Source organism: Stenotrophomonas sp. 28608_Sma, assembly GCF_056486185.1.
This window is the reverse complement of sequence record NZ_CM151308.1, coordinates 798,675-820,045: the sequence shown is the minus strand read 5'-3', so window position 1 is coordinate 820,045 and position 21,371 is coordinate 798,675. Positions and strand designations below refer to the sequence as shown.

Genomic DNA, 21,371 nt, shown 5'->3' with positions numbered 1-21,371 from the left:
CTGCGCGCTTTGTCGGCCCGGATTAAGCCTCGCCCCGGGAAAACACTGTTGACCCCAATTCACAGCTGGCGGGAACCTCCCCGCCGGGCATGGCCCGGCGAGCCCAATGGGTCCCATAACGCAGAACCCCCGGCGCTGGCCGGGGGTTCTGGGACACACATTTGCCTGTGATCTGCTTACCAGTCGCCAGCACCCGGCACGTGGTGATCGCGTGCGCGGCGGCGCATCAGCAGGTTCAGCCATTCCACCAGCACCGAGAAACCCATGGCCGCATAGATGTAGGGCTTGGGCACGTGCACGTCCAGGCCATCCAGGATCAGCACCGCACCGATCAGCAGGATGAAGGCCAGTGCCAGCATCTTCACGGTCGGGTTTGCGTCGATGAAGCGGCCCAGCGGGTTGGCGGCCAGCAGCATCACCAGCACCGACAGCAGGATGGCGGCGACCATCACCGGGATGTGATCGGCGATGCCGACGGCGGTGATCACCGAGTCCAGCGAGAACACGATGTCGATGATGGCGATCTGCAGGATGACCATGCCGAATACACCCGAGGCCTTGCTGGTGGCCGGGTTCTCGTCTTCGCCACCGGTGATCAGCTCCTTGATCTCCATGTAGCCCTTGATGATCAGGAACAGGCCACCGACGATCAGCACCAGGTCGCGGATGGAGATGCCCATACCAGCCACGGTGAACAGGTTGGCGGACATGTGCGCCAGATAGGCCAGCGACACCAGCAGGGCGATGCGGGTGATGCAGGCCACGGCGATGCCGAGCTTGCGCGCGAACGGGCGACGCTCTTCCGGCAGCTTGCTGACCGCGATGGAAATGAACACCAGGTTGTCGATGCCGAGCACGATTTCCAGTGCGCTCAGGGTGAACAGGGTCACCCAGGCATTGGGGTCGGCGAGGAACTCAAAGGACATGGAAACTCTTCAGGGCAGTGGGGGAATGGGGATCAGCCGTAATTGCCGGCCATTGCATGCGGGACCACGACCAGCGCCCAGCACAGAAGCACGTTCATCATCAGCACGAACACTGCCGCCGAACCCATGTCCTTGGCGCGGCCGGCCAGCTCGTGGATCTCGCTGCCGTAACGTTCGATCACCGCCTCGATGGCCGAGTTGGCCAGTTCCATCGCCAGCACCAGCAGCATCGAGCCGATCAGCAGCGCACGCTCGACCGGGGTCTGGCCCAACCAGACCGCGACCGGGGTCAGCAGGATCAGCAGGTAGACCTCCAGCCGGAACGAGGACTCATGCAGCCAGGCGGCGCGCAGGCCCTGCCAGGACCAGCGCGCGGCCTGGAAGATGCGGCGCGGGCCGCGGGGCAGATGGCCGAACTGATCAGCCACGGGTGGAACATCCAGCAACAGGGGCGCGGCGCAGCGACCGCTCAGACGCACGGCAGGGAATCATGGGTGCACAGGGATAGGCAGATGGCCGCCATTTTGCCACAAGGCCGCCAGCCGCATCCCGGCACCGGCCCGGTGAATGGACTGCCAGGGGCAAGCCCCGGCCCGCCCCAGCTTCTATGATGGCTTTCCCCTTCCCTGCTGGAGCGCCTGATGTCCCGTCGCCGTACCTGCCTGCTGATGCTGGGCCTGCTGACCGCCGCCCCCCTGGCCCAGGCGCTGAGCCCGGCCAAGCCGCCGCGCGTGCCCGAGCAGGTCTCCAACGTGGCCTGGGCCGGCGACATGGCCCACTTCGCCAGCGCCGACCAGGCCAGCCCGCCGCCGCGTGGTGGCATCGAGTTCATCGGCAGCTCCTCGATTCGCTTCTGGGAGAGCCTGGCCACCGACTTCCCCGGCCAGCCGGTGTTCAACCGCGGCTTCGGCGGCTCGGAAGTCCGCGACAGCACCTGGTACGCCGGCCGCATCGTGGTGCCGTATGCGCCATGCAAGGTGTTCTTCTACGCCGGCGACAACGACCTCAACAGCGGCCGCAGCGCCGTGCAGGTGCGCGACGATGTGGTTGCCTTCGTGCAGCGCGTGCATCGCGACCTGCCGAAGACGAAGGTGGAGTACCTGTCGATCAAGCCAAGCCCGTCGCGCGCGCACCTGCTGCCGGCGATCAACGAGGCCAACACGCTGATCAAGGCCGCGCTGGCCAAGCTGCCCAATACCGGCTTCACCGACGTCTACACGCCGATGCTGGGCGCCGACGGCCAGCCGGATGCGTCGCTGTTCCGCGAGGACATGCTGCACATGACCCCGGCCGGCTATGCGATCTGGACCAAGGCGCTGGCGCCGAAGGTGAAGTGCAACTGAGCAACCCCATCCACGCATGGCGTGGATCTACTGCGGATCGCGGGAAACTGTCGAAGGCGGGGCGGTGTGGGTTTGCAGGACCGTTGGCGCCATGGATGGCGCCATCGAGCCCCCATGGACGGGTTTACGGCGTGTCCTGCAAACCCACACCGCCCCGCCATTTCACGGAATGCCCGCTTTTGATGTTGATGTCGCCTCGGCGGGTGCCGGGCGCAGCCCGGCAAAAGCCCTCTACCGGAAGATCACCGTGGCCTCGGTGCCCTGACCCGGCTCGCTGGCCAGGCTGACCTTCCAGCCAAAGCGATCGCACAGCCGGCGCACGATCGACAGGCCCAGGCCGGTGCCCTGCGGGCGGCTCGGCTCGGCGCGGTAGAACGGCTCGAAGGCCCGCGACAGTGCGTCGGCCGACATGCCGATACCGGTATCGCGCACCACAACCCGATCGTTGTGCACATGCACGTCGATGCGCCCCTCATCGGTGTAACTGCACGCGTTGCGCACCAGGTTGCTGACCACCACCTGCAGCACCCGCGGCGGCGCATGCAGCTGCACCGGGCCATCGCTGTGCAGATGCACCGACACCGGGCGCGTACCCAGCAGTTCGTTGGCGTTGTCCACTTCGTAGCGGACGATGTCATTGACGTCGAACAGCTCGACCTGGGGTTCGACGTCGGCCTCGCGGGCCAGGATCAGGAAGGCATCGATCACCGCCTCCATGTCACGGCCGGCACGCTGGATGCGCTGCAGGCTGCGGCGCAGGCGCGGCTCCAGGCTGTCATCGCCCAGCGCCATGTCGCTGGCCACGCGGATGACGGTCAGCGGTGTGCGCAGTTCATGGCTGGCATCGCGGGTGAAATTGCGCTCGCGCGCCACGTGCGCGCTGACCCGGTTGGCCAGCGAATGCAGTGCGGCCGCCAGCTGGCGGGTCTCGCCCTGCATGTCCGCCGGCAGCTTGTTCGGCTCCAGGTCGGCCGCCTCCGGGTGGCCCGGGTCCCAGCGCGAGACGCGCCGCGCCAGCCAGTTCACCGGCGATACCAGGCGCTTGGACGCACGATAGGTGACCCAACTGGCGCCATACACCGCCAGCAGGGTCAGCAGCACCGGCACGATGCCGAACCAGAACGCCAGCATCTCCGCACGCGAACGCAGGAATACCAGGTAGAGGCGGCCGGCCGGGCGCACATCGACCAGCACCAGCTGGTCGTCCTTGGGCAGTTCGTGGAAGCCGGGCTCCAGGTTGCGCAGATTGGCCGGCAACGACAGGGCCGACTGCCCGCTTTCCAGCAGGTAGCCACGGATGTTCTGGGTGTTGGGTGGCGGCTGCACCGGCGAGGCCTCGTGCAGCGTCCAGAAGTACGCCGCCTCCTCGCGCAGGGCGGCGCCGACCAGGCTGTGCTTGATCACCAGCGAAACCAGCCACGCACCGAGCAGGATGCCCAGGCTGGCCAGCACTGCCTGCAGGATGAAAGCGATACGGATCTTGCGCGGCAGGCCGTGCGGCATTGCGGGGTCCCGGTCAGAGCGCTGCGATTATAGGCAGCGCACCGCGCCGTTGGGATGCACGGGCGATGACCGGCGGCACTGCCGGACGGTCATCCCCTGCCCTTGTGCCTGGCCGCAGCCCGGCCCGGCCTGCGGCTGCACCGGCGCGGGCCTGCTCAGGCCATCGGCTGGGCGATGTCGGCAATGCGGTAGCCGGCACTCTGCACGGTATGCAGCAGCGGACGGTCGAACGGCTTGTCGATGATCTTGCGCAGGTTGTACAGGTGGCTGCGCAGGGTGTCCGAATCCGGCAGGCCGTTGCCCCAGATCTCGCGTTCGATCTCCTGGCGGGTGACCACGCGCGGCGATTCGCGCATCAGGATGGTCAGCAGGCGCAGGCCGATCGGCGACAGCTGCAGCTCGGTACCGGCACGGGTGGCACGCATGCTGACCGGATCGAGCACCAGGTCGGCGACCTTCAGCACTTCCGAACCGACCTGGCGACGCTCGCGGCGGATCAGCGCGCGCAGGCGGGCTTCCAGCTCCTGGATCGCGAACGGCTTGGTCAGGTAGTCATCGGCGCCGAAACCGAGGCCGGTGAGCTTGTCGTCCAGCGTGTCGCGTGCCGTGAGCATCAGCACCGGGGTGGACTTGCGCGCATCGTTGCGCAGGCGACGGCACACTTCGATGCCATCCAGGCGCGGCAACATCAAGTCGAGCACCACGACGTCATAGCTGTTCTCCGCCGCAAGGCGGTAGCCATCCAGGCCGTCCTGTGCATAGTCGACTTCGAAGCCGCGACCTTCCAGGTATTCCCCGATCATCTCGGAGATGTTGCGGTTGTCTTCGACCACCAGCACCAAGCCGGAGGTCTCCTTCGTCTGACGCATGTGATTCCCTCTAACTTCAGCTTTGTGAAACATGCCGGATCGACGGTGGACGCGATGTGAAGTTCCGTCAAGAGGTAAACAAACGGTTCAGAGCAGCGGTCTGAGCAGCGGCCAGACGTTGTCCAGCACCTTCGGCTGCGCCTGTGCGGTCGGGTGCAGGCCGTCGGCCTGCATCATGCCCGGCTGCAGGGCCACGCCCTCCAGCAGGAAGGGCAGCAGCGGCAACTTGTACTGCGTGGCCAGCGCCTTGTAGGCCGCCGCAAGGCGCTGGCGATAGGCTGGCCCGTAATTGGGCGGCACGTCGATGCCCAGCAGCAGCACCTTGGCACCGGCCTTCTGGCTGGCCTGCACCATCTTTTCCAGGTTGCCCTGCACCTGCGCCGGGGTCAGCCCGCGCAGTGCGTCATTGCCGCCGAGGGCAATCACCACCACGGTCGGCTTTTCCTTCGCCAGCAGGCCGGGCAGGCGGGTCAGCGCGCCAGCGGTGGTCTCCCCGCTCATGCTGGCGTTGACGATGCGCGCCGGCGTTTTCGACTGCTGCGTGACCCGCTGCTGCAGCAGGCTCACCCAGCCGGCGTCGGCAGGGATATTGTGGGCAGCACTGAGGCTGTCGCCGAGCACCAGCACGGTGCCAGCCGGACCTTTGGCACACGCCAGCCCGGGCAGCAGCAGGAACCCTAGCAGCAGCACCATCATCACGCCGGCTCGCCGGCTCCATCCCGTCTTGCGCATTGGAGTCTCCTCATCGACAGCCTGTCCCCCCGCAGCGCGTCCGTTGCCATCGCCGTCGACCGGGTCGGCAAATCCGTGCAGGGCCCGGAGGGTGAAGTCCACATACTGGACAACATCACCCTGACCGTCCATGAAGGGACCAGCGCGGCCATCGTCGGCGCCTCCGGTTCCGGCAAGACCACCCTGCTCGGCCTGCTGGCCGGGCTGGACCTGCCCAGCCGCGGCCGCATCGCGCTGGCCGGCCAGGACCTGGCGGCGCTGGACGAGGAGGCCCGCGCCCAGCTGCGCGCGCGTGAAGTCGGCTTCGTGTTCCAGAGCTTCCATCTGCTGCCGGCACTGACCGCCGCCGAGAATGTCGCGCTGCCGCTGGAACTGGCCGGGCGCGAAGACCGGGCGCGGGTCGAAGAAGTGCTGGCCCAGGTCGGCCTGGCCCATCGCGCCCGCCACTATCCGCGCCAGTTGTCGGGCGGCGAGCAGCAGCGCGTGGCACTGGCACGTGCCTTCGTCACCCGCCCGCGCATTCTGTTCGCCGACGAACCGACCGGCTCGCTGGACCACGCCACCGGCCAGCACATCAGCGACCTGCTGTTCGAACTCAACGCCGGCAGCGGCACCACCCTGGTGCTGGTCACTCACGACCTGCGCCTGGCCCAGCGTTGCCAGTACATCCACCGCATCGACGACGGCCGCCTGCTGCCGGTCGAGCGTGGGGCGCAGGCATGAACCTGCTGCAACACGCGTGGCGCGCGCTGCGCCGCGAGGCGCTGGCCGGCGACCTGCTGACCGTGTTCGCCGCGCTGGTGCTGGGCGTGGCGGTGATGACCGCAGTCGGCACGCTGGTGAACCGGGTCAACCTGGCACTGACCGGCAGCGCAGCGGAAATGCTAGGCGGCGACCTCGGCATCGCCGGGCGCGATGACCCGCCGCAGGCGTTCGCCGACGAGGCGCAGCGGCGCGGACTGGCCTACACCCGTATCGCCAGCTTCGGCAGCGTGCTCTTCAACGGTGATGCCAGCCAGATGGCCAGCATCAAGGCGGTGCAGGCGGGCTATCCGCTGCGTGGCACGCTGCGGGTGCGGGCCACGCCCGGGGGCGCCCTGATCGACAACGCCGGCATGCCGGCCAAAGGCCAGGCCTATGCCGACCCACGCCTTCTCCAGGGGCTGGGACTGAAGGCCGGTGACGACCTTGAATTCGGCGCTGGCACGCTGCGCATCGCCGGCATCATCGAGGCCGAGCCGGATACCGGCGGCGACCTGCTTACGCTTTCCCCCACCCTGCTGGTCAACCGCGCCGATGTGGAAGGCACCGGCCTGCTCGGTCCGGGTAGCCGCATCAACTACCGGCTGATGTTCGCCGGAGCAGCAGAACCGATCGCGGCACTTCGGCAATGGCTGCTGCCGCAGGTGAAGGGCCTGCGCCTGCTGAGTGTGGACGACACCCAGCGTGGCGTGCGCCAGGCGTTCGACCTGGCCGGGCGCTTCCTCGGCCTCAGCGCGCTGCTGGCGGTATTGCTGGCCGGTGTTGCCACGGCGCTGGCGGCGAACCGCTTCGCCCTGCGCCGCATCGACCAGGTGGCGATCCTGCGCTGCCTGGGCGCGCGCCAGCGCGACATCCTGTCCGGTCTGGCACTGCAGCTGCTGATGCTGGCGGTGCCGGCCTGCGCACTCGGCATCGGCCTGGGCATGGCGGCGCAGGAAGGCCTGGTGCAGGTGCTGGGCAGCCTGGTGCCGCAGCGCCTGCCGCTGCCCGAGGCAATGCCTGCGCTGACCGGTGCCGGCATCGGGCTGTTGCTGCTGTTCGGCTTCGGCCTGCCGCCGCTGCTGCGCCTGCGCGGGGTGCCGCCGATGCGGGTGCTCAACCGTTCCTTCGCCGCCCTGCCGCCGGCCTCGCTGCTGGCCTACGTGGCTGCCCTGGCGGCCAGCCTGCTGCTGGCGGTGCAGGTCACCGGTGATCTCAAGCTGGCGCTGTGGGTGCTGGGCGGGTTGGCCGCGCTGGCGGTGGCGGCCGGCGTGGTCGGCTTCGTGCTGCTGCAGCTGCTGCGCGGCCTGCAGCACCGCCTGCATGGCCACTGGCGGCTGGGACTGGCCGCGCTGACCCGGCGCCGGATGCTGGCGGTGATGCAGCTGGTGGGGCTGTCGCTGTCGCTGTGCGCGCTGTTGCTGCTGGCGGTGACCGGCCCCGGCCTGCTGCAGCAGTGGCGCGAGCGACTGCCCGCGGATACGCCGAACTACTTCCTGATCAACATCCAGCCCGAACAGCGCGACAGCGTGCTGGCCGCACTGCGTGGACTGGGCGCCAACGACGCCAGCATCGAACCGATGGCCACTGGCCGCCTGATCGCGATCAACGGCAAGCCGCCGCTGCGCGTGGACCGCTCGCCTGAGCAGAACGGGCAGCCGGCACAGGGCGAAGGCCAGCGCGATGACGACGACGAGAACCGGCCGTTGAACTTCAGCTGGCGCAGCAGCTTCCCGCCGGCCAACACACTGGTCAACGGCACCTTCTGGAAGGCAGACAGCACCGCCGCCGAAGCCTCGGTGGAAATCGGCTGGGCCAAGCGCTACGGCGTGCATCCCGGCGACCGCATCACCATTGCGGTGGGCGAGCAGGAACGCGAGTTCACTGTCACCAGCGTGCGCAAGGCCGACTGGAACACTTTCCGTCCGAACTTCTTCGTGCTGCTGAACCCGAATGCGGTGGGCGATACGCCACACAACCTGCTGTCGGCATTCCATCTACCGGCCGGCAAGGCCGCCGGACTGGGCGAGCTGGTACGCGCGCAGCCGAACCTGTCGTTGCTGGACGTGGATGCGGTGATCTCGCAGGTGCGCGATGTGATGGAACGGGTGGCACAGGCGGTGCAGCTGGTGATGGTGTTCAGTCTGCTGGCCGGCGTGCTGGTACTGCTGGCCGCGCTGCAGGCCACGGCGGGCGAACGGCGCTACGACAGCGCGGTGCTGCGCACGCTGGGCGCGACCCGTCGCCAGCTGCGTGGCGCGGTGCTGGTGGAATTCGGTACGCTGGGCACGCTGGCCGCGTTGCTGGCGGTGGGCGCGGCCGCTGCGATCGGCGTGGCGGTCTCGCAGAAGGTGTTCGAACTGCCGTTGCTGCCGCCGTGGCCGGGCCTGCTGATCGGCGGCGTGGTCGGCATCGGCTTGAGCCTGCTGGCAGGCTGGTGGGGTACGCGCGCGATCCTGCATACGCCACCGGCACTGGCCCTGCGCGAAGCCTGACGCGATCGTGACACGCTCGGGGGGGCGCTATGCTGCGCGCCCCACCCGATCAGATCGTCCGGAAGCGCGGAACGTTGCTCCCGCGCTCCCGAGGTTCAAGGAATGAAGATGAAATACAGCCTCTGTCTGCGCATCCTTCTGGCCAGTTCCCCGCTGCTCACCGCGGTGCTACCCGCAGGCGCCCGCGCGGCGGAGGGCTATGTTCCTGACGCGGTGCAGGCCTTCGTGCTGGAAACGGTGCTGGCTGATGAAGCGCAAGCCTTCCTCGAGGGCCACCCGACCTATCTGGTTCCGGCCAGCGTGTCACGCACGCGCAGCGATGCCGGCGTGGTGGCCGACCTGCGTGCTGAGTTCGACCGGTTCTACCGGGGCCAACCGAAGCCGAGAAAGGAAGTGGCGCACATGGCGATCCTCGTCGCACAGACCGCGCTGCTGCTGCCGGACCGTAGCGCCTGCAGCACGGATCGAGTGCGTTGCCACCAAGCTGTCATGGGCGTCCGCACCCGCGATGACGAGGCCAGCCTGCAGGCCACCTTGCGTGCGTTCCAGGACGCCGGGCTGGACCTGACCACCTTGGGCGAGAAGGCGTCTTGAGTGCACCGCATCCACGCATGGCGTGGATGCAGCGTGCGATCACCGATGGAGAGCGTGCCGAGCAAGCTCGGCACCTACCAGGAGCAGATATCCGGCACGGCACATCCACATCACGCGTGGATGCGGTGTGCGATCACCGGCGAAGAGCCTACCAAGCAAGCTCGGCACCTACCGGAAGCAGGGGTTGGTAGATCCACGCCATGCGTGGATGCGGCTCACAACGCCTGCTGCTTTGCCCAAGCCACGGTCGTATCCATCGCACGCTGCATTCCCGAAAGCGCTGTGAACACGCAGAGCTCGTCCTTGGCATTGTCATCCCCTACCCGGTTGTGGACTTCGGTGTAGTCCGGAGGGCTTTCGAAAATGACGATACGGACGATGTTGCCGCTGATCAGATGCTTGGCGGAGAAAATGGGGTTGGCTTCGCGGTCTTTCGTACCATCGACGAAGAACACGTTGTAATGCGGGCTGCGGAAGTCTTCAGCACGCAGATTGGCCGTCTGGATGCCGGCCGTGAACGCGTCGAGGAAATGCTGTTCGAGACGATCATGAACTGCGGATCGGACAGGTACGTTTCGAACAACTGGCGCTCTTCCACGAGCATCAGCGAACCTCATTTTCGAGCAATGGAATCGCAAGGACACGAACCACGTCGTGACCTGGAGGACCATCAGTGCGGCTCTCGCAGAAGCGAAATCCAGCGAGCATGCCAGCATCTTCGAACACGGAGCGCACGATGTCGATTTCAGCCGAAGCCGCCCTGTCGGATTCGTGCCGACGGTGGCTCCCGAACGCAACCCCTTCGGGGCCTGGATAATAGAAGACGCTTGGAAGCAGGATGCCCTCTTGCGCGTGCAGCTCGAAGTCGGTGAAGCTCAATGCGAGGAACATCTTCGCATCGGCTGAATCACGTGCACGACCGGAAATGCGGACTGTTGAAAGCACGTGACTGCAGAGACTGAGCAGATAGGCCGAGGTCCATCGAGGCCCAAGGCGCTCCAGCACTCCATCAATCCGACTCAAGCGCGAGACAAGTTCCACCTCCTCGAAGTCGTCGATTTCGAGATGGAAACTGTCGATGTCGTCACAGGCTTCGCCGGACAACAGTTGACTACAGAGGTCGGAGAGCTTCATCGGTGGGATGATCAAGGGCGGCGTGGGCAGCCACCCTATCGCACACCCAACCTCCGAGCGGAGGTTTCGAGAGAATGTGGCGAATTACGTCAAAGCGATACGCATCAGGCGCCATGTAACGCGACCCCGAGCATGGATGCCACGTGCAATCGCCGGCGAAGAGCGTGCCGAGCAAGCTCGGCACCTACCAGAAGCGGATACGCGGCGCTGCACCTGACCAGAGGATCTGCGCCATGAGTCGAGCAGGGCTCGACTTACTGGGCCTTTTCCACGTACTTGGCGAACACGTCGTCGATCTGCTTGTCCTTCACCTTCTTGCCGGCCTGGATCTCTTCGGCCTGGGTGAACATCGGGATGATCATCGCCATGCCGTCGATCTTGGTCTTCAGGTGCACCCCCGGGGCCTGGCCGAGGAAGCCATCCCAGCGCTGGCGCACCTTGGCCCAGTATCCGGCGGTGGCCTTCCAGTAGTTGCGCGCCGGGGTGAAGTCGACCTCGGTGGTCTTCACGTAGTCGTTGAAGCCGAACTCGCGGGCGGTCTCCACCTGGCTGCCATCGGCGTTGCGCTGCACCTTGGTGTTGAACTGCTCGTGGGTCCAGCCGTTCGGGGTCAGCGTGTGGCGGTTGATCACGGCCAGCGCGTTGTAGTCACTGCGCTTGGTGTACTCGCGGCGCGGCAGCGGACGCCAGCTCAGGTCGCTGGTCCAGCTCGGCACGTTGTTGGTGTAGGTCCAGGTGCCGGTGCCGCAATAGCGCGGTGCGTCGCTCACTTCGTATACGCACTGGGTCCAGGCGCCCTGGTTCACCGCCGCCGGAATGCTGCGCACCTTCCAGGTCTGGTCGGCACTGAACTCGAAACGGTTCGGTGCTTCGTACACCCAGTCCTGGCGCCAGTGCTTGGTGATGTGGCCGCTCTTCTCGTCCAGCAGCAGGTGCTGCAGCACGATGCGCTTCGGCGTGTCTTCGACCACGATGACCACTTCGCTGCCGCCGCTGCGCATCGCCGGCGCGCGCTCGTAGCCCGGCTTCAGCAGCACGGTCTCGTCGAAGGCGAAGTCCACGGTGTACTCACCCTGCATGGCAAGGATGCTGTCGTGGTCACGGGCGATATCGGAGGGCTGCGCGCTGGCCACGCCGCTGGCGGCGAGCACAAGCAGGGCGCTGGCTGTCTGGAGCTTCATCGGGGTCTTCCTTCGGGGTTGCAGATGCGTTGAGAGGCCGTCCGTGGCCGACAGGCGTTCCATCAGGAGTGGGTCACAGGCGGATCAGCGGCAGGTCGCCGGGAATTCGCGGCGCCGGACGCCGCGCGGCATCGGCACAGCAGCAATCGTCGATTGCCAGCTCGCCTTCGGCACCTTCCAGCCGTGCAATGCGGCGCGCGGTGGCTGCGCCCAGCGAGGACAGGGTCGACAGACTGGCGGCCAGCGTGCGGCCATCGTCGGCGGCATGCAGGCGCAGCGCGCACAGGCGCCAGCGCTGGCCACCCAGATGACCGGCCAGGCGCCGCCACAGGCGTTCGCCGACGCTGCCATCGCTGTCGTGCTCGGGCCCCGGCGGCAGCGCAGCCACCAGCCGGTCCCAGGCCAGGAAGTCGCTGTCCGGCAGCAGGTACAGGCGCCACACGCAGCGGCCGCGGCCATCGAGGAAGCACAGGCTTTCGCGCAGGCCTTCGCTGTCCACGCCCTGGCAGGCATGCACGCGTACGGCCTGGCGCCAGCCGCCCAGCTCGTTGCCGTCGGCGTGGTACAGGCACAGCACGGTGCCGAGCGTGGCCAGCTGTGCCGGGGTCGGCCAGGCCGCGCTGTGCGGCGCGGCGATGGAGTCATTCCTGCGTGCGGACAGTGCTCGGCTCATGAGGTCACCAGGAAACGGCAAGGCTGGCGGAGAAGGTGCGGCCCGGGCTGCTGAAACGATCGCTCAGTGCGCGATTGGTGATCAGGCTCGGCGTGATGGACGACCATTCGATGTAGCGCTTGTCGGCCAGGTTGAACACGCCGACATTGAAGGTCGCACCCGGTGCGAAGTTCCAGTGCGCCATCAGGTCCAGCACGCCGTAGCCGGCCGGCTGGTAGACGAACGGCGCCGGTGCGTTCGGATTGGTCTGCGCAGCAGGCGGCGGCAGGCGCTTCTTGCGCTGCACGAAGGTGCCGGCCAGTTCGACTCCCCATGTATCGGTGTCGTACATCAGGCCCAGCGTGCCACGCAACGGATCGACCGAGGCCAGCGGTTCGTCATCGGTCCGGTTGTCACCACGCGACCAGGCCAACGCACTGCGCAGCGCCCAGCCCTTCAGCGCCGGACTGAGCTCACCGAATTCGATGCCGGCCTTCATTTCCGCACCATAGATGCGCGCGTCGGCGATGTTCTGCGACTGGAACACGGTCAAACCCTGTGCGTTGCGGCCGGTATCGACGTTGGACTCGATGAAATCCTTGTAGTCGTTGTAGTAGCCACTGACGCTGACGTACGCCGCCGGCGCGATGAAGCGCAGGCCAAGCTCGTAGCCGTCGCTGGTTTCCGGCTTCAGGTCCGGGTTGGCGATGGCGGTGTAGCCGAAGGCCACGTTGGTCAGGCCGATGTTGACGTCGTTGTACGGCGGCGAACGGAAGCCACGCGCATAGCCGGCGAACAGCGACCACTGGTCGGTGAAGCGCCAGACCATGCCCAGCTTCGGCGACACGCTGGTCTTCTTCAGCTGCGCCACGGCCGTGGTCGGGTTGTCTTCGGCGAAGATGCTGTCCACTTCCGGCTTCAGCTCGTAACGGTCCACGCGCACGCCCGGCACCAGCGACAGCTTGCCGTCGGCCAGGCGCATTTCATCCTGCGCGTACAGGCCCAACTCGGTGGTCTTGCTGATCGGGAAGTCACGCACCGGGAAGGTGTCGGGGGTAACGGTGTTGCTGACCACACCGGCACGGTTGACCTGGTAGCCGTCGCGCTTCTGGCGGATCTCGGTACGGGTGCCTTCGAAGCCGTAGGTCAATGCGTGCTCGACGCTGCCGGTGCTGAACGCCTTGTTGAACTGCGCCTGCAGGCCAAAGGCATGCTGGTCGAAGGAGAACACGCGGTGACGGCGGCTGCCGTCGGTGCGGGTCTCGTCGGTCTGCTGCCGCGTTTCGCTGTTCTGCGCATACACCTGCCAATGCAGGCTGTCGGCGAACGGCTGGTCCAGCGCATCCATTTCGTGGGCAAAGGACACGCGGGTACGCTTCTGCGTGTCGTGGGACTTCATGCCAGTAGCCGCAGCCATCGCGCCGGGGCGCGGTGCAACGCTGGCAATCGCCGACAACACATTGGTATCGGTGGTGTCTTCGTTGCCTTCCACGGTCAGGCGGAAGCGCTGGTCTTCGCTCGGTGCGTAGACCAGCTTGCTGAGCAGGCTGCGGCCGTCGCGGTCCTGCGGATTGGACGCCGTACGGGTGTCGTTGTCGCTGCGCACCGTGCCCTTGCTGTCCGTTTCCTGGCCTTGGTGGTGGTTGACGTTGACCAGGCCGCTCCAGTGGTCGCCACCAAAGGCGGCGGTGGCACCGCCGAGCAGGCCCTTCCACTCACCGTCGTAGCCGAACTTCAGGCCGAAGTAGCTGTTCTTGCCGTCCTTGAGGTAGTCGGCCGGGTCCTTGGTGACGAACGCCACCACGCCGCCCAGTGCATCGGAGCCGTACAGCGAGCTGGCCGGGCCGCGCACGATCTCCACGCGCTTGAGCGTATCGAGGTCGGTGAAGTTGCGGTTGGAACTGGCGAACGAACCGATGTCGAACCGGGTCGGCATGACGATGCCATCGGTCTGGATGCGCACACGGTTGCCGTCCAGGCCACGGATGCGGAAACCATCCAGGCCGAAGCGGGTCGCGCTGCGGGTGACCGACAGGCCCGGCTCGTAGCGCACCAGATCCTTGATGTCCTGCACCAGGTGCCGGTCCATCTGCTCGCGGTCGATGACGTCCACGGTGGCCGCCACGTCACTCACGGCCCGCTCGGTGCGGGTGGCGGTGACCTGCACCCGATCGAATTCGCGCGCATCAGGGGCGGCGGTGGCAGCAGCGTGGGCGGACAGCGGCAACGCCATCCAGACAGCAAGACACAGGGCGGTATGGCGGGTCATCGGGTTCGTTCGGTCAGGCAGGGGAACCCCCGGTTACCGGCACACCCGGAAGGTGCACGCGGTAGACCGAGGGGGAGAGAGCGGGAGCGGACGGGTCGCCCACCCTGTCGGCGCTGCCGGCAGGAGGGAGGGAGGCGGGCGACCAGGCCGCGATTACTTGGTCAGGATCAGCTTGTCGTTGCTGGTGTGCCGCAGGCGATAGAAGCGGTCGCCGTGCTGGATCAGGATTTCACGACGGCCCTTGAGCAGGGCTTCGCTGTCGATGACCTCTTCCGGCGGAACGACGCGGACCGGTCGATCGCGGAGGGTCAGCGTTTCGGGGCGCAGCAGTACAGGTTGAGCATTCATGAGCATCTGGACTCGTGCGAGGGACGAGTTAAATGATAATGATTCTCAGTTGACAATCAACAACCATTCTCAATTTGATTGATGAGATTAATGATCGAATTCTGAAATTCGATAGATTTCATATATTGAAAGGTGGGGGCACACGGCTTTTGTAGAGTCGAGCCACGCTCGACTGCTCTCGCGCCGTCGCCTGGAAATGCCCGCGCTACGTGCGGAGTCGAGCATGGCTCGACTCTACAAAGGCCCGACCAACCTGGAGTCGAGCGTGGCTCGACTCTCCAAAGGGTTGTCAGGCGAAGACGGCTTCGACCTGGGCCCAGCCGGCCGCGTCGACCTGCTCCAGCACGTCCAGTGCCTGCAGGTTCTGCAGCAGCTGGCTGACCCGGCTTGCGCCGAGGATCACGCTGGAAACGTTCGGGTTGCGCAGGCACCAGGCGATGGCCAGCGTGGCCGGGGCATGGCCGAGCGCGCGTGCCACCTCGCTGAAGCGCCGCACCTGGCCCAGGCGGGCCCCGGCGTCGGCCCCCAGCACCAGGCCCTGCAACCACTCCATGCCTTCCCGCCCCAGCCGCGCATCGGCCGGGATGCCCTGGTCGTACTTGCCAGTGAGCAGGCCCGAGGCGAGCGGCGAGAAGATGGTGGTGCCCAGGCCGGCACCCGCATACAGCGGCGCGTACTCGACCTCGACCCGCTCGCGGTGTAACAGGTTGTACTGCGGCTGCTCCATCGACGGGCCCTGCAGGTTGCGCGCCTCGGCGATGTCCAGCGCCTGCTGGATCTGCGCCGCCGACCACTCCGAGGTGCCCCAGTAGAGGATCTTGCCCTGCCGTACCAGGGTATCCATGGCGTGCACGGTCTCGGCGATCGGCGCGTCCGGATCCGGGCGGTGGCAGTAATAAAGGTCCAGGTAGTCCACCCTCAGGCGCTTGAGCGCGGCATGGCAGGCGTCGGTCACGTGCTTGCGCGACAAGCCGCGCTGGGTCGGCCGCGGGTCCTTGGCACTGCCGAAGAACACCTTGCTGGACACGCAGAAACCGTCGCGCGGCAGGCGCAGGTCGGTGATCACGTCGCCCATGACCTGTTCGGCACGGCCGTTGGCATAACCCTCGGCGTTGTCGAAGAAGTTGACGCCATGATCCCAGGCGGCGGCCACCAGGTTGCGGGCCTCATCGCGCGGGACCTGGTCGCCGAAGGTCACCCAGGCGCCGAAGGACAAGGCGGAAATCGGCAGGCCGGTGGAGCCCAGGCGACGGTATTGCATGCGAATCTCCTGCTGCGGGCCCGCATCCGGGCCGGGATCGAACCCCATTCTACCCGCCGCCGCCAGCCGCAAGCCCTTGCCGTTGCTGGCCTGATCGGTACCGTTGGCCGCGCGCACGCTGCTTTTTCTTGCCCCGGCCCCTGCCCTGCACTAGGCTTCCCGTTTTTCGCGACGCCCTAGGGGAGTCACTCACATGGTCGAAGGTTTGGGCAGGATCGGCTTCGGCCTGTTCGGGTTGGCGGTGCTGATCGGCATCACCTGGTTGTTTTCCAATAACAAGCGCGCGGTTGACTGGAAGCTGGTTGCCACCGGTATCACCCTGCAGATCGCCTTTGCGGCGCTGGTGATCCTGGTGCCGGGCGGGCGCGACGTGTTCGACGCGCTGGGCAAGGGCTTCGTCAAGATCCTCAGCTACGTCAACGAGGGCTCGGGCTTCATCTTCGGCTCGTTGATGGACACCAAGAACTACGGCTTCATCTTCGCCTTCCAGGTGTTGCCGACCATCATCTTCTTCTCTGCGCTGATGGGGGTGATGTACCACCTCAACATCATGCAGGGCATCGTGCGCGTGATGGCCTGGTCGATCACCAAGGTGATGCGCGTGTCGGGTGCGGAAACCACCAGCGTCTGCGCCAGCGTCTTCATCGGCCAGACCGAGGCGCCGCTGACCGTGCGCCCGTACATCGCCAGGATGACCCAGTCCGAGCTGCTGACCATGATGATCGGCGGCATGGCGCACATCGCCGGCGGCGTGCTGGCGGCCTACGTGGGCATGCTCGGCGGTGGCGATCCGGCGCAGCAGGCCTTCTACGCCAAGCACTTGCTGGCGGCCAGCATCATGGCCGCGCCGGCCACGCTGGTCGTGGCCAAGCTGCTGATTCCGGAAACCGGCACCCCGCTGACCCGCGGCACGGTGAAGATGGAAGTCGAGAAGACCTCCAGCAACATCATCGACGCGGCCGCAGCCGGCGCCGGTGACGGCCTGAAGCTGGCGCTGAACATCGGTGCGATGCTGCTGGCCTTCATCGCCCTGATCGCGCTGCTGAACGCCCCGCTGACCTGGATCGGCGATGTGACCGGCCTGGCCGCTGCCATCGGCAAGCCGACCAACCTGTCGACCATCTTCGGTTACGTGCTGGCCCCGATCGCCTGGGTGATCGGCACCCCGTGGGCCGATGCCACCACCGTCGGTTCGCTGATCGGCCAGAAGGTCGTGATCAACGAGTTCGTGGCCTACACCGAGCTGTCGCAGATCGTGAACGGTCAGATCGCCGGCGTGAGCCTGTCCGAGGAAGGTCGCCTGATCGCCACCTACGCGCTGTGCGGCTTCGCCAACTTCAGCTCGATCGCGATCCAGATCGGCGGCATCGGCGGCCTGGCCCCGGAACGTCGCCACGATCTGGCCAAGTTCGGCCTGCGCGCGGTGTTGGGCGGTACCATTGCCACCTTCATGACGGCGACCATCGCCGGCGTGCTGACGCACTTCAGTTGAACCCTTGGTTGAGAAAAGATTCCCTATGAGCAGCAGTGTCGTTGTCGTCGGTTCCTTCAATGTCGATCACGTGTGGCGGTGCGAGTCGCTGCCGGCACCGGGTGCGACCATTGCCGGCCGTTACAGCACCGGCCCCGGTGGCAAGGGCTTCAACCAGGCCGTGGCGGCCTGCCGCGCCGGTGCCGACACGCACTTCGTATGCGCGCTGGGCGACGACGCCGGTGGTGCCACCGCCCGTGAGCTGGCCGCGCAGGATGGATTCGCGCTGATCGCCGAGGCCAGCAGCGAGCCGACCGGCACCGCCGGCATCTACGTCGATGCCCGTGGCCGCAACACCATCGTGATCGGACCGGGTGCCAACGCCGCGCTGAGCACCGACTTCCTGCAACAGCAGCAGGCCCTGCTGACCGGCGCCAAGGTGGTGCTGGTGCAGCTGGAATCGCCGGTGCAGACCATCGAAGCGGCGCTGGCCACGGCCCGCGAGGCCGGCGTCACCACCGTGCTCAACACCGCACCGGCCGACGCCCCTTCGACCATCGGCCTGCTCAAGCTGGCCGATGTGATCACCCCGAACGAGACCGAGTTCGCAGCCCTGCTCGGCCGCCATGTCGGTGAGCGCGTGGATGCCAACGACGTCGCCGCGCTGGATGGTGCCAGCCTGCATGCGCTGTGCCGCAAGCTGGTCGGCAACGGTACCGTGGTGGTGACCCTGGGTTCGGTGGGTGTATTCGTGTCGCATGCCGACGAGAACCTGCGCGGCGATACCCAGCCGTACTACCGCGTGGGTGCCGAACAGGTGCAGGCGATCGACACCACCGGTGCCGGTGACGCCTTCAACGGTGCGCTGGCCGCGTCGCTGGCGCAGGTGGCCGACGCCCCGTTCGCCCGCCACGTGCGCTTCGCCAACCAGTTCGCCGGTCGTTCGACCGAGAAGGAAGGCGCTGCTGCGGCAATGCCGCGCTTCACCCCGGCCGACGTGGAAGTGAAGTAGATCCACGCCATGCGTGGATGGGAAGGCCCGGGTGCGCTGGCATCCGGGCCTTTCTTTTGCCCATTGTCCAGCTCTGCGACCGCCTGCCGCATTGCCCTCACCCCGCCCCTCGCCGAACATCCGCGCAGCTTCTCTGCACGGGCAGGACATGGACGGATTCCCCTGGTTGCTGGTTGCCGCCGCCGGCAGTGCCATCGCAGCCTTGCTGCATATCGGCTGCATTGCCTTTGGGGCACCCTGGTACCGGTGGTTCGGCGCTGGCCAGCGCATGGTCCGGCTGGCACAGGCGGGGCATTGGTGGCCACCACTGATGACCGCCGGCATTACTGCCGTGCTGGTGGCCTGGACGCTGTACGCGCTGGCAGCCGCAGGCTGGCATTCGCCGCTGCCGGCCAGCCGTCCGGTGCTGTCGGGCATCGCCCTGCTGTTGCTGGTGCGCGCGGCGATGGGCTTCGGGCTGGCGCTGCTCCGGCCCGGCTACAACGGCCGGCACTTCTGGGTACTCAGTTCACTGGCCTGCCTCAGCCTGGGGCTGGCCTTCGCGCTGGGGACCCGCCAGGCCTGGCAGAGCCTGGGGTAGCCGCCTACCATCGCCCGCCCTTGGGGGCGGCGGAAGCAACCGTCAAGCATCTGTTGATGCCGGTACGGCATGAGCTGGGTGCGGATCGGCCTGAACCGGACCGCGCCCGACACGGCCGTACCGCCGCCCGCGCCCTACAATGGGCGCATGCAGATCGGCCCGTACACCATTGCCCCCAACGTCGTGCTGGCGCCCATGGCCGGCGTCACCGACAAGCCTTTCCGCCTGCTGTGCAAACGGCTGGGCGCGGGACTGGCCGCCTCGGAAATGACCATCAGCGACCCGCGCTTCTGGACCACGCGCAAGTCGATCCATCGCATGGACCATGACGGCGAGCCGGCACCGATCAGCGTGCAGATCGCCGGCACCGAGCCGCAGCAGTTGGCCGAAGCCGCCCGCTACAACGTGGACCACGGCGCGCAGATCATCGACATCAACATGGGCTGCCCGGCCAAGAAGGTGTGCAACGCCTGGGCCGGTTCGGCACTGATGCGCGACGAACAGCTGGTGGCGCGCATCCTCGAAGCCGTGGTCAACGCGGTGGACGTGCCGGTCACGCTGAAGATCCGTACCGGTTGGGACTGCGACCATCGCAATGGTCCGGTGATCGCGCGCATCGCAGAGAACAGCGGTATCGCCGCACTGGCGGTGCACGGCCGCACCCGCGACCAGCACTACACCGGCCAGGCCGAGTACGCCACGATCGGCGAGATCAAGGCCGCACTGCGCATTCCGGTGATCGCCAACGGCGATATCGATTCGCCGCAGAAGGCCGCCTACGTCCTGAAGGAAACCGGCGTGGATGCAGTGATGATCGGCCGCTCGGCACAGGGCCGGCCATGGATCTTCCGCGAGGTGGCGCATTACCTGGCCACCGGCGAGGAACTGCCGCCGCCGTCACTGGCAGAAGTGCGCGACATCCTGCTCGGCCACCTGCATGCACTGCATGCGTTTTATGGCGAGCCGCAGGGCGTGCGCATCGCGCGCAAGCACCTGGGCTGGTACGCCAAGGATCGACCGGAGAATGCCGCCTTCCGCGCGGTGGTCAACCGTGCCGAAGATCCGGCCAGCCAGATCGCATTGACGACCGAGTACTTCGACCGCCTGATTGCCGGGGAACCGGCGTTGTCTTCGGCAGCCTGAGCGCGCCAGCCCCTCGTAACCCGCCCGACTGCCTTGATCCGTAGAGTCGAGCTTGCTCGACTGCTCCACACCGTAGAGTCGAGCGTGCTCGACTGGCTTTCTGAACAGTCGAGCACGCTCGACTCTACGCGCCCCTTCCATTGATCACGCTCGACGCTACAAGAGCCCGCCCCCATGACCCCGCCGATTTCCTCCCCGACCTACCTGCACGGATTCTCCGGCACCGAGCAGCAGCGCCTGATGACCCAGGCACGGCTGCTGGAATCGAGCATCTTCGGCCAGATCGACTACAGCGGCGCGCGTCGCCTGCTGGAAGTCGGCAGCGGCGTCGGCGCGCAGACCGAAATCCTGCTGCGCCGCTTCCCCGATCTGCACGTGACCGGCGTGGACCTGAGCGAAACACAGCTGGCCACCGCGCGCGAGAACCTGGCGCGCACACCGTGGTGCAGCGACCGCTACACCCTGCAGCAGGCCGACGCCGGCGAGCTGCCGTTCGAAGCACGCAGCTTCGACGCGGCGTTCCTGTGCTGGGTGCTGGAGCACGTGCCGTCACCAGCACGCGTATTGAGCGAAGTGCGCCGCGTGCTGGCCCCGGGTTCGCCGGTCTACATCACCGAGGTGATGAATGCCTCGTTCCTGCTCGACCCGTATTCGCCGCATATCTGGCGCTACTGGATGGCCTTCAACGATTTCCAGTACGACCACGGGGGAGATCCGTTCGTCGGCGCCAAGCTGGGCAACCTGCTGCTAGCCGGCGGCTTCCGCGACGTGCACACCGAGATCAAGACCATCCACCTGGACAACCGCGAACCGGCCCGTCGCAAGACGATGATCGCGTTCTGGGAACAACTGCTGCTGTCGGCTGCCGACCAGCTGTTGCAGGCCGGATCGGTGGACGAGGAAACCGTGGAAGGCATGCGTCGCGAGTTCCGCCTGGTGCAGAACGATCCGAACGCGGTGTTCTTCTATTCGTTCGTGCAGGGCCGCGCCACGGTGTATTGATTCGGTGGAGCCACGTCATGCGTGGCTGCCTTGGCCGATGCACCCCGCCATCCACGCATGGCGTGGATCTACGGATGCGACACTGCACCGCCGATGGAGGCAGTAGAGCCACGCC

General features: G+C 66.7%; 21 protein-coding genes. 9 read left to right on the top strand and 12 right to left on the bottom strand.

All coding sequences use genetic code 11. The features are described from left to right. Nucleotides 1-176: 176 nt before the first annotated feature. On the bottom strand, nucleotides 177-926 hold the full coding sequence (locus ACZLHH_RS03620; protein WP_004144462.1) for a TerC family protein: 750 nt from the start codon (nucleotides 924-926) through the stop codon (nucleotides 177-179). 32 nt (nucleotides 927-958) lie between these two features. Next, nucleotides 959-1,354 carry a diacylglycerol kinase gene (locus ACZLHH_RS03615; RefSeq protein ID WP_032129924.1) on the bottom strand — a complete coding sequence of 132 codons (396 nt, stop codon included), beginning with the start codon at nucleotides 1,352-1,354 and terminating at the stop codon, nucleotides 959-961. Nucleotides 1,355-1,567: 213 nt separating this feature from the next. Here ACZLHH_RS03615 and ACZLHH_RS03610 point away from each other — a divergent pair, with 213 nt between their 5' ends. Then, on the top strand, nucleotides 1,568-2,269 hold the full coding sequence (locus ACZLHH_RS03610) for an SGNH/GDSL hydrolase family protein (RefSeq protein WP_049461812.1): 702 nt from the start codon (nucleotides 1,568-1,570) through the stop codon (nucleotides 2,267-2,269). Between the two features lie 231 nt (nucleotides 2,270-2,500). On the opposite strand, the gene ACZLHH_RS03605 is transcribed toward ACZLHH_RS03610, so the two are convergent. The 3 genes from ACZLHH_RS03605 to ACZLHH_RS03595 form a co-directional block, all read right to left on the bottom strand. Then, nucleotides 2,501-3,772 (bottom strand): sensor histidine kinase, encoded by a 1,272-nt coding sequence (locus ACZLHH_RS03605; RefSeq protein WP_032129926.1) that lies wholly within the window; start codon nucleotides 3,770-3,772, stop codon nucleotides 2,501-2,503. A 155-nt stretch (nucleotides 3,773-3,927) separates the two neighbouring features. Next, on the bottom strand, nucleotides 3,928-4,641 hold the full coding sequence (locus ACZLHH_RS03600; protein ID WP_002811889.1) for a response regulator transcription factor: 714 nt from the start codon (nucleotides 4,639-4,641) through the stop codon (nucleotides 3,928-3,930). 87 nt (nucleotides 4,642-4,728) lie between these two features. Next, nucleotides 4,729-5,373: an arylesterase gene (locus ACZLHH_RS03595; RefSeq protein WP_049461574.1), complete on the bottom strand. Its 645-nt coding sequence runs from the start codon at nucleotides 5,371-5,373 to the stop codon at nucleotides 4,729-4,731. 75 nt (nucleotides 5,374-5,448) lie between these two features. Between ACZLHH_RS03595 and ACZLHH_RS03590 the strand changes: the two genes are divergently transcribed. The 3 genes from ACZLHH_RS03590 (at nucleotide 5,449) to ACZLHH_RS03580 (ending at nucleotide 9,203) form a co-directional block, all read left to right on the top strand. Continuing rightward, nucleotides 5,449-6,096 carry an ABC transporter ATP-binding protein gene (locus ACZLHH_RS03590; RefSeq protein ID WP_049461575.1) on the top strand — a complete coding sequence of 216 codons (648 nt, stop codon included), beginning with the start codon at nucleotides 5,449-5,451 and terminating at the stop codon, nucleotides 6,094-6,096. Next, nucleotides 6,093-8,609 (top strand): ABC transporter permease, encoded by a 2,517-nt coding sequence (locus ACZLHH_RS03585; RefSeq protein WP_049461576.1) that lies wholly within the window; start codon nucleotides 6,093-6,095, stop codon nucleotides 8,607-8,609. Before ACZLHH_RS03590 ends, ACZLHH_RS03585 begins: the two co-directional genes overlap by 4 nt. A 108-nt stretch (nucleotides 8,610-8,717) precedes the next feature. Continuing rightward, on the top strand, nucleotides 8,718-9,203 hold the full coding sequence (locus ACZLHH_RS03580) for a hypothetical protein (RefSeq protein WP_228355089.1): 486 nt from the start codon (nucleotides 8,718-8,720) through the stop codon (nucleotides 9,201-9,203). A gap of 215 nt (nucleotides 9,204-9,418) precedes the next feature. Here ACZLHH_RS03580 and ACZLHH_RS03575 read toward each other — a convergent pair whose 3' ends face one another. The 7 genes from ACZLHH_RS03575 to ACZLHH_RS03545 form a co-directional block, all read right to left on the bottom strand. Next, a complete protein-coding gene (locus ACZLHH_RS03575) occupies nucleotides 9,419-9,820 on the bottom strand; it encodes a hypothetical protein (protein ID WP_143048246.1) in 402 nt (133 codons plus the stop codon). Then, complete coding sequence (locus ACZLHH_RS03570; RefSeq protein ID WP_049461579.1) at nucleotides 9,807-10,337, bottom strand: hypothetical protein; 531 nt, start codon at nucleotides 10,335-10,337, stop codon at nucleotides 9,807-9,809. The genes ACZLHH_RS03575 and ACZLHH_RS03570 overlap by 14 nt, the downstream gene beginning before the upstream one ends. A 254-nt stretch (nucleotides 10,338-10,591) precedes the next feature. Then, nucleotides 10,592-11,518: a DUF6607 family protein gene (locus tag ACZLHH_RS03565; protein WP_049461580.1), complete on the bottom strand. Its 927-nt coding sequence runs from the start codon at nucleotides 11,516-11,518 to the stop codon at nucleotides 10,592-10,594. Nucleotides 11,519-11,591: 73 nt separating this feature from the next. Further along, complete coding sequence (locus tag ACZLHH_RS03560) at nucleotides 11,592-12,191, bottom strand: ChuX/HutX family heme-like substrate-binding protein (RefSeq protein ID WP_032129934.1); 600 nt, start codon at nucleotides 12,189-12,191, stop codon at nucleotides 11,592-11,594. 4 nt (nucleotides 12,192-12,195) lie between these two features. Further along, nucleotides 12,196-14,439, bottom strand: coding sequence for a TonB-dependent hemoglobin/transferrin/lactoferrin family receptor (locus ACZLHH_RS03555; RefSeq protein ID WP_349675293.1), 2,244 nt, complete (start codon nucleotides 14,437-14,439; stop codon nucleotides 12,196-12,198). A gap of 153 nt (nucleotides 14,440-14,592) precedes the next feature. After that, nucleotides 14,593-14,787 (bottom strand): hemin uptake protein HemP, encoded by a 195-nt coding sequence (gene hemP, locus ACZLHH_RS03550; RefSeq protein ID WP_005412278.1) that lies wholly within the window; start codon nucleotides 14,785-14,787, stop codon nucleotides 14,593-14,595. Between the two features lie 289 nt (nucleotides 14,788-15,076). Next, nucleotides 15,077-16,048: an aldo/keto reductase gene (locus ACZLHH_RS03545; protein WP_049461583.1), complete on the bottom strand. Its 972-nt coding sequence runs from the start codon at nucleotides 16,046-16,048 to the stop codon at nucleotides 15,077-15,079. Nucleotides 16,049-16,241: 193 nt separating this feature from the next. On the opposite strand from ACZLHH_RS03545, the gene ACZLHH_RS03540 reads away from it, so the two are divergent. From ACZLHH_RS03540 to ACZLHH_RS03520, 5 genes are all read left to right on the top strand, one after another. Then, complete coding sequence (locus tag ACZLHH_RS03540) at nucleotides 16,242-17,540, top strand: NupC/NupG family nucleoside CNT transporter (RefSeq protein WP_010481870.1); 1,299 nt, start codon at nucleotides 16,242-16,244, stop codon at nucleotides 17,538-17,540. Between the two features lie 25 nt (nucleotides 17,541-17,565). After that, nucleotides 17,566-18,531 carry a ribokinase gene (locus tag ACZLHH_RS03535; RefSeq protein ID WP_032129936.1) on the top strand — a complete coding sequence of 322 codons (966 nt, stop codon included), beginning with the start codon at nucleotides 17,566-17,568 and terminating at the stop codon, nucleotides 18,529-18,531. A 148-nt stretch (nucleotides 18,532-18,679) separates the two neighbouring features. Then, nucleotides 18,680-19,111: a hypothetical protein gene (locus ACZLHH_RS03530; RefSeq protein ID WP_049425064.1), complete on the top strand. Its 432-nt coding sequence runs from the start codon at nucleotides 18,680-18,682 to the stop codon at nucleotides 19,109-19,111. A gap of 147 nt (nucleotides 19,112-19,258) precedes the next feature. Further along, nucleotides 19,259-20,254 (top strand): tRNA dihydrouridine synthase DusB, encoded by a 996-nt coding sequence (gene dusB / locus ACZLHH_RS03525; protein ID WP_049425080.1) that lies wholly within the window; start codon nucleotides 19,259-19,261, stop codon nucleotides 20,252-20,254. Between the two features lie 174 nt (nucleotides 20,255-20,428). Beyond that, nucleotides 20,429-21,256: a class I SAM-dependent methyltransferase gene (locus tag ACZLHH_RS03520; RefSeq protein ID WP_032129690.1), complete on the top strand. Its 828-nt coding sequence runs from the start codon at nucleotides 20,429-20,431 to the stop codon at nucleotides 21,254-21,256. Nucleotides 21,257-21,371 lie beyond the last annotated feature (115 nt).

What these genes read in the sequence shown, in the direction of transcription:
- ACZLHH_RS03620 (WP_004144462.1), bottom strand. Translation starts at nt 926, where the DNA reads ATGTCCTTTGAGTTCCTCGCCGACCCCAATGCCTGGGTGACCCTGTTC.
- ACZLHH_RS03610 (WP_049461812.1), top strand. Translation starts at nt 1,568, where the DNA reads ATGTCCCGTCGCCGTACCTGCCTGCTGATGCTGGGCCTGCTGACCGCC.
- ACZLHH_RS03605 (WP_032129926.1), bottom strand. Translation starts at nt 3,772, where the DNA reads ATGCCGCACGGCCTGCCGCGCAAGATCCGTATCGCTTTCATCCTGCAG.
- ACZLHH_RS03600 (WP_002811889.1), bottom strand. Translation starts at nt 4,641, where the DNA reads ATGCGTCAGACGAAGGAGACCTCCGGCTTGGTGCTGGTGGTCGAAGAC.
- ACZLHH_RS03595 (WP_049461574.1), bottom strand. Translation starts at nt 5,373, where the DNA reads ATGCGCAAGACGGGATGGAGCCGGCGAGCCGGCGTGATGATGGTGCTG.
- ACZLHH_RS03585 (WP_049461576.1), top strand. Translation starts at nt 6,093, where the DNA reads ATGAACCTGCTGCAACACGCGTGGCGCGCGCTGCGCCGCGAGGCGCTG.
- ACZLHH_RS03580 (WP_228355089.1), top strand. Translation starts at nt 8,718, where the DNA reads ATGAAATACAGCCTCTGTCTGCGCATCCTTCTGGCCAGTTCCCCGCTG.
- ACZLHH_RS03575 (WP_143048246.1), bottom strand. Translation starts at nt 9,820, where the DNA reads ATGAGGTTCGCTGATGCTCGTGGAAGAGCGCCAGTTGTTCGAAACGTA.
- ACZLHH_RS03570 (WP_049461579.1), bottom strand. Translation starts at nt 10,337, where the DNA reads ATGAAGCTCTCCGACCTCTGTAGTCAACTGTTGTCCGGCGAAGCCTGT.
- ACZLHH_RS03565 (WP_049461580.1), bottom strand. Translation starts at nt 11,518, where the DNA reads ATGAAGCTCCAGACAGCCAGCGCCCTGCTTGTGCTCGCCGCCAGCGGC.
- ACZLHH_RS03560 (WP_032129934.1), bottom strand. Translation starts at nt 12,191, where the DNA reads ATGAGCCGAGCACTGTCCGCACGCAGGAATGACTCCATCGCCGCGCCG.
- ACZLHH_RS03555 (WP_349675293.1), bottom strand. Translation starts at nt 14,439, where the DNA reads ATGACCCGCCATACCGCCCTGTGTCTTGCTGTCTGGATGGCGTTGCCG.
- hemP (WP_005412278.1), bottom strand. Translation starts at nt 14,787, where the DNA reads ATGAATGCTCAACCTGTACTGCTGCGCCCCGAAACGCTGACCCTCCGC.
- ACZLHH_RS03545 (WP_049461583.1), bottom strand. Translation starts at nt 16,048, where the DNA reads ATGCAATACCGTCGCCTGGGCTCCACCGGCCTGCCGATTTCCGCCTTG.
- ACZLHH_RS03540 (WP_010481870.1), top strand. Translation starts at nt 16,242, where the DNA reads ATGGTCGAAGGTTTGGGCAGGATCGGCTTCGGCCTGTTCGGGTTGGCG.
- ACZLHH_RS03535 (WP_032129936.1), top strand. Translation starts at nt 17,566, where the DNA reads ATGAGCAGCAGTGTCGTTGTCGTCGGTTCCTTCAATGTCGATCACGTG.
- ACZLHH_RS03530 (WP_049425064.1), top strand. Translation starts at nt 18,680, where the DNA reads ATGGACGGATTCCCCTGGTTGCTGGTTGCCGCCGCCGGCAGTGCCATC.
- dusB (WP_049425080.1), top strand. Translation starts at nt 19,259, where the DNA reads ATGCAGATCGGCCCGTACACCATTGCCCCCAACGTCGTGCTGGCGCCC.
- ACZLHH_RS03520 (WP_032129690.1), top strand. Translation starts at nt 20,429, where the DNA reads ATGACCCCGCCGATTTCCTCCCCGACCTACCTGCACGGATTCTCCGGC.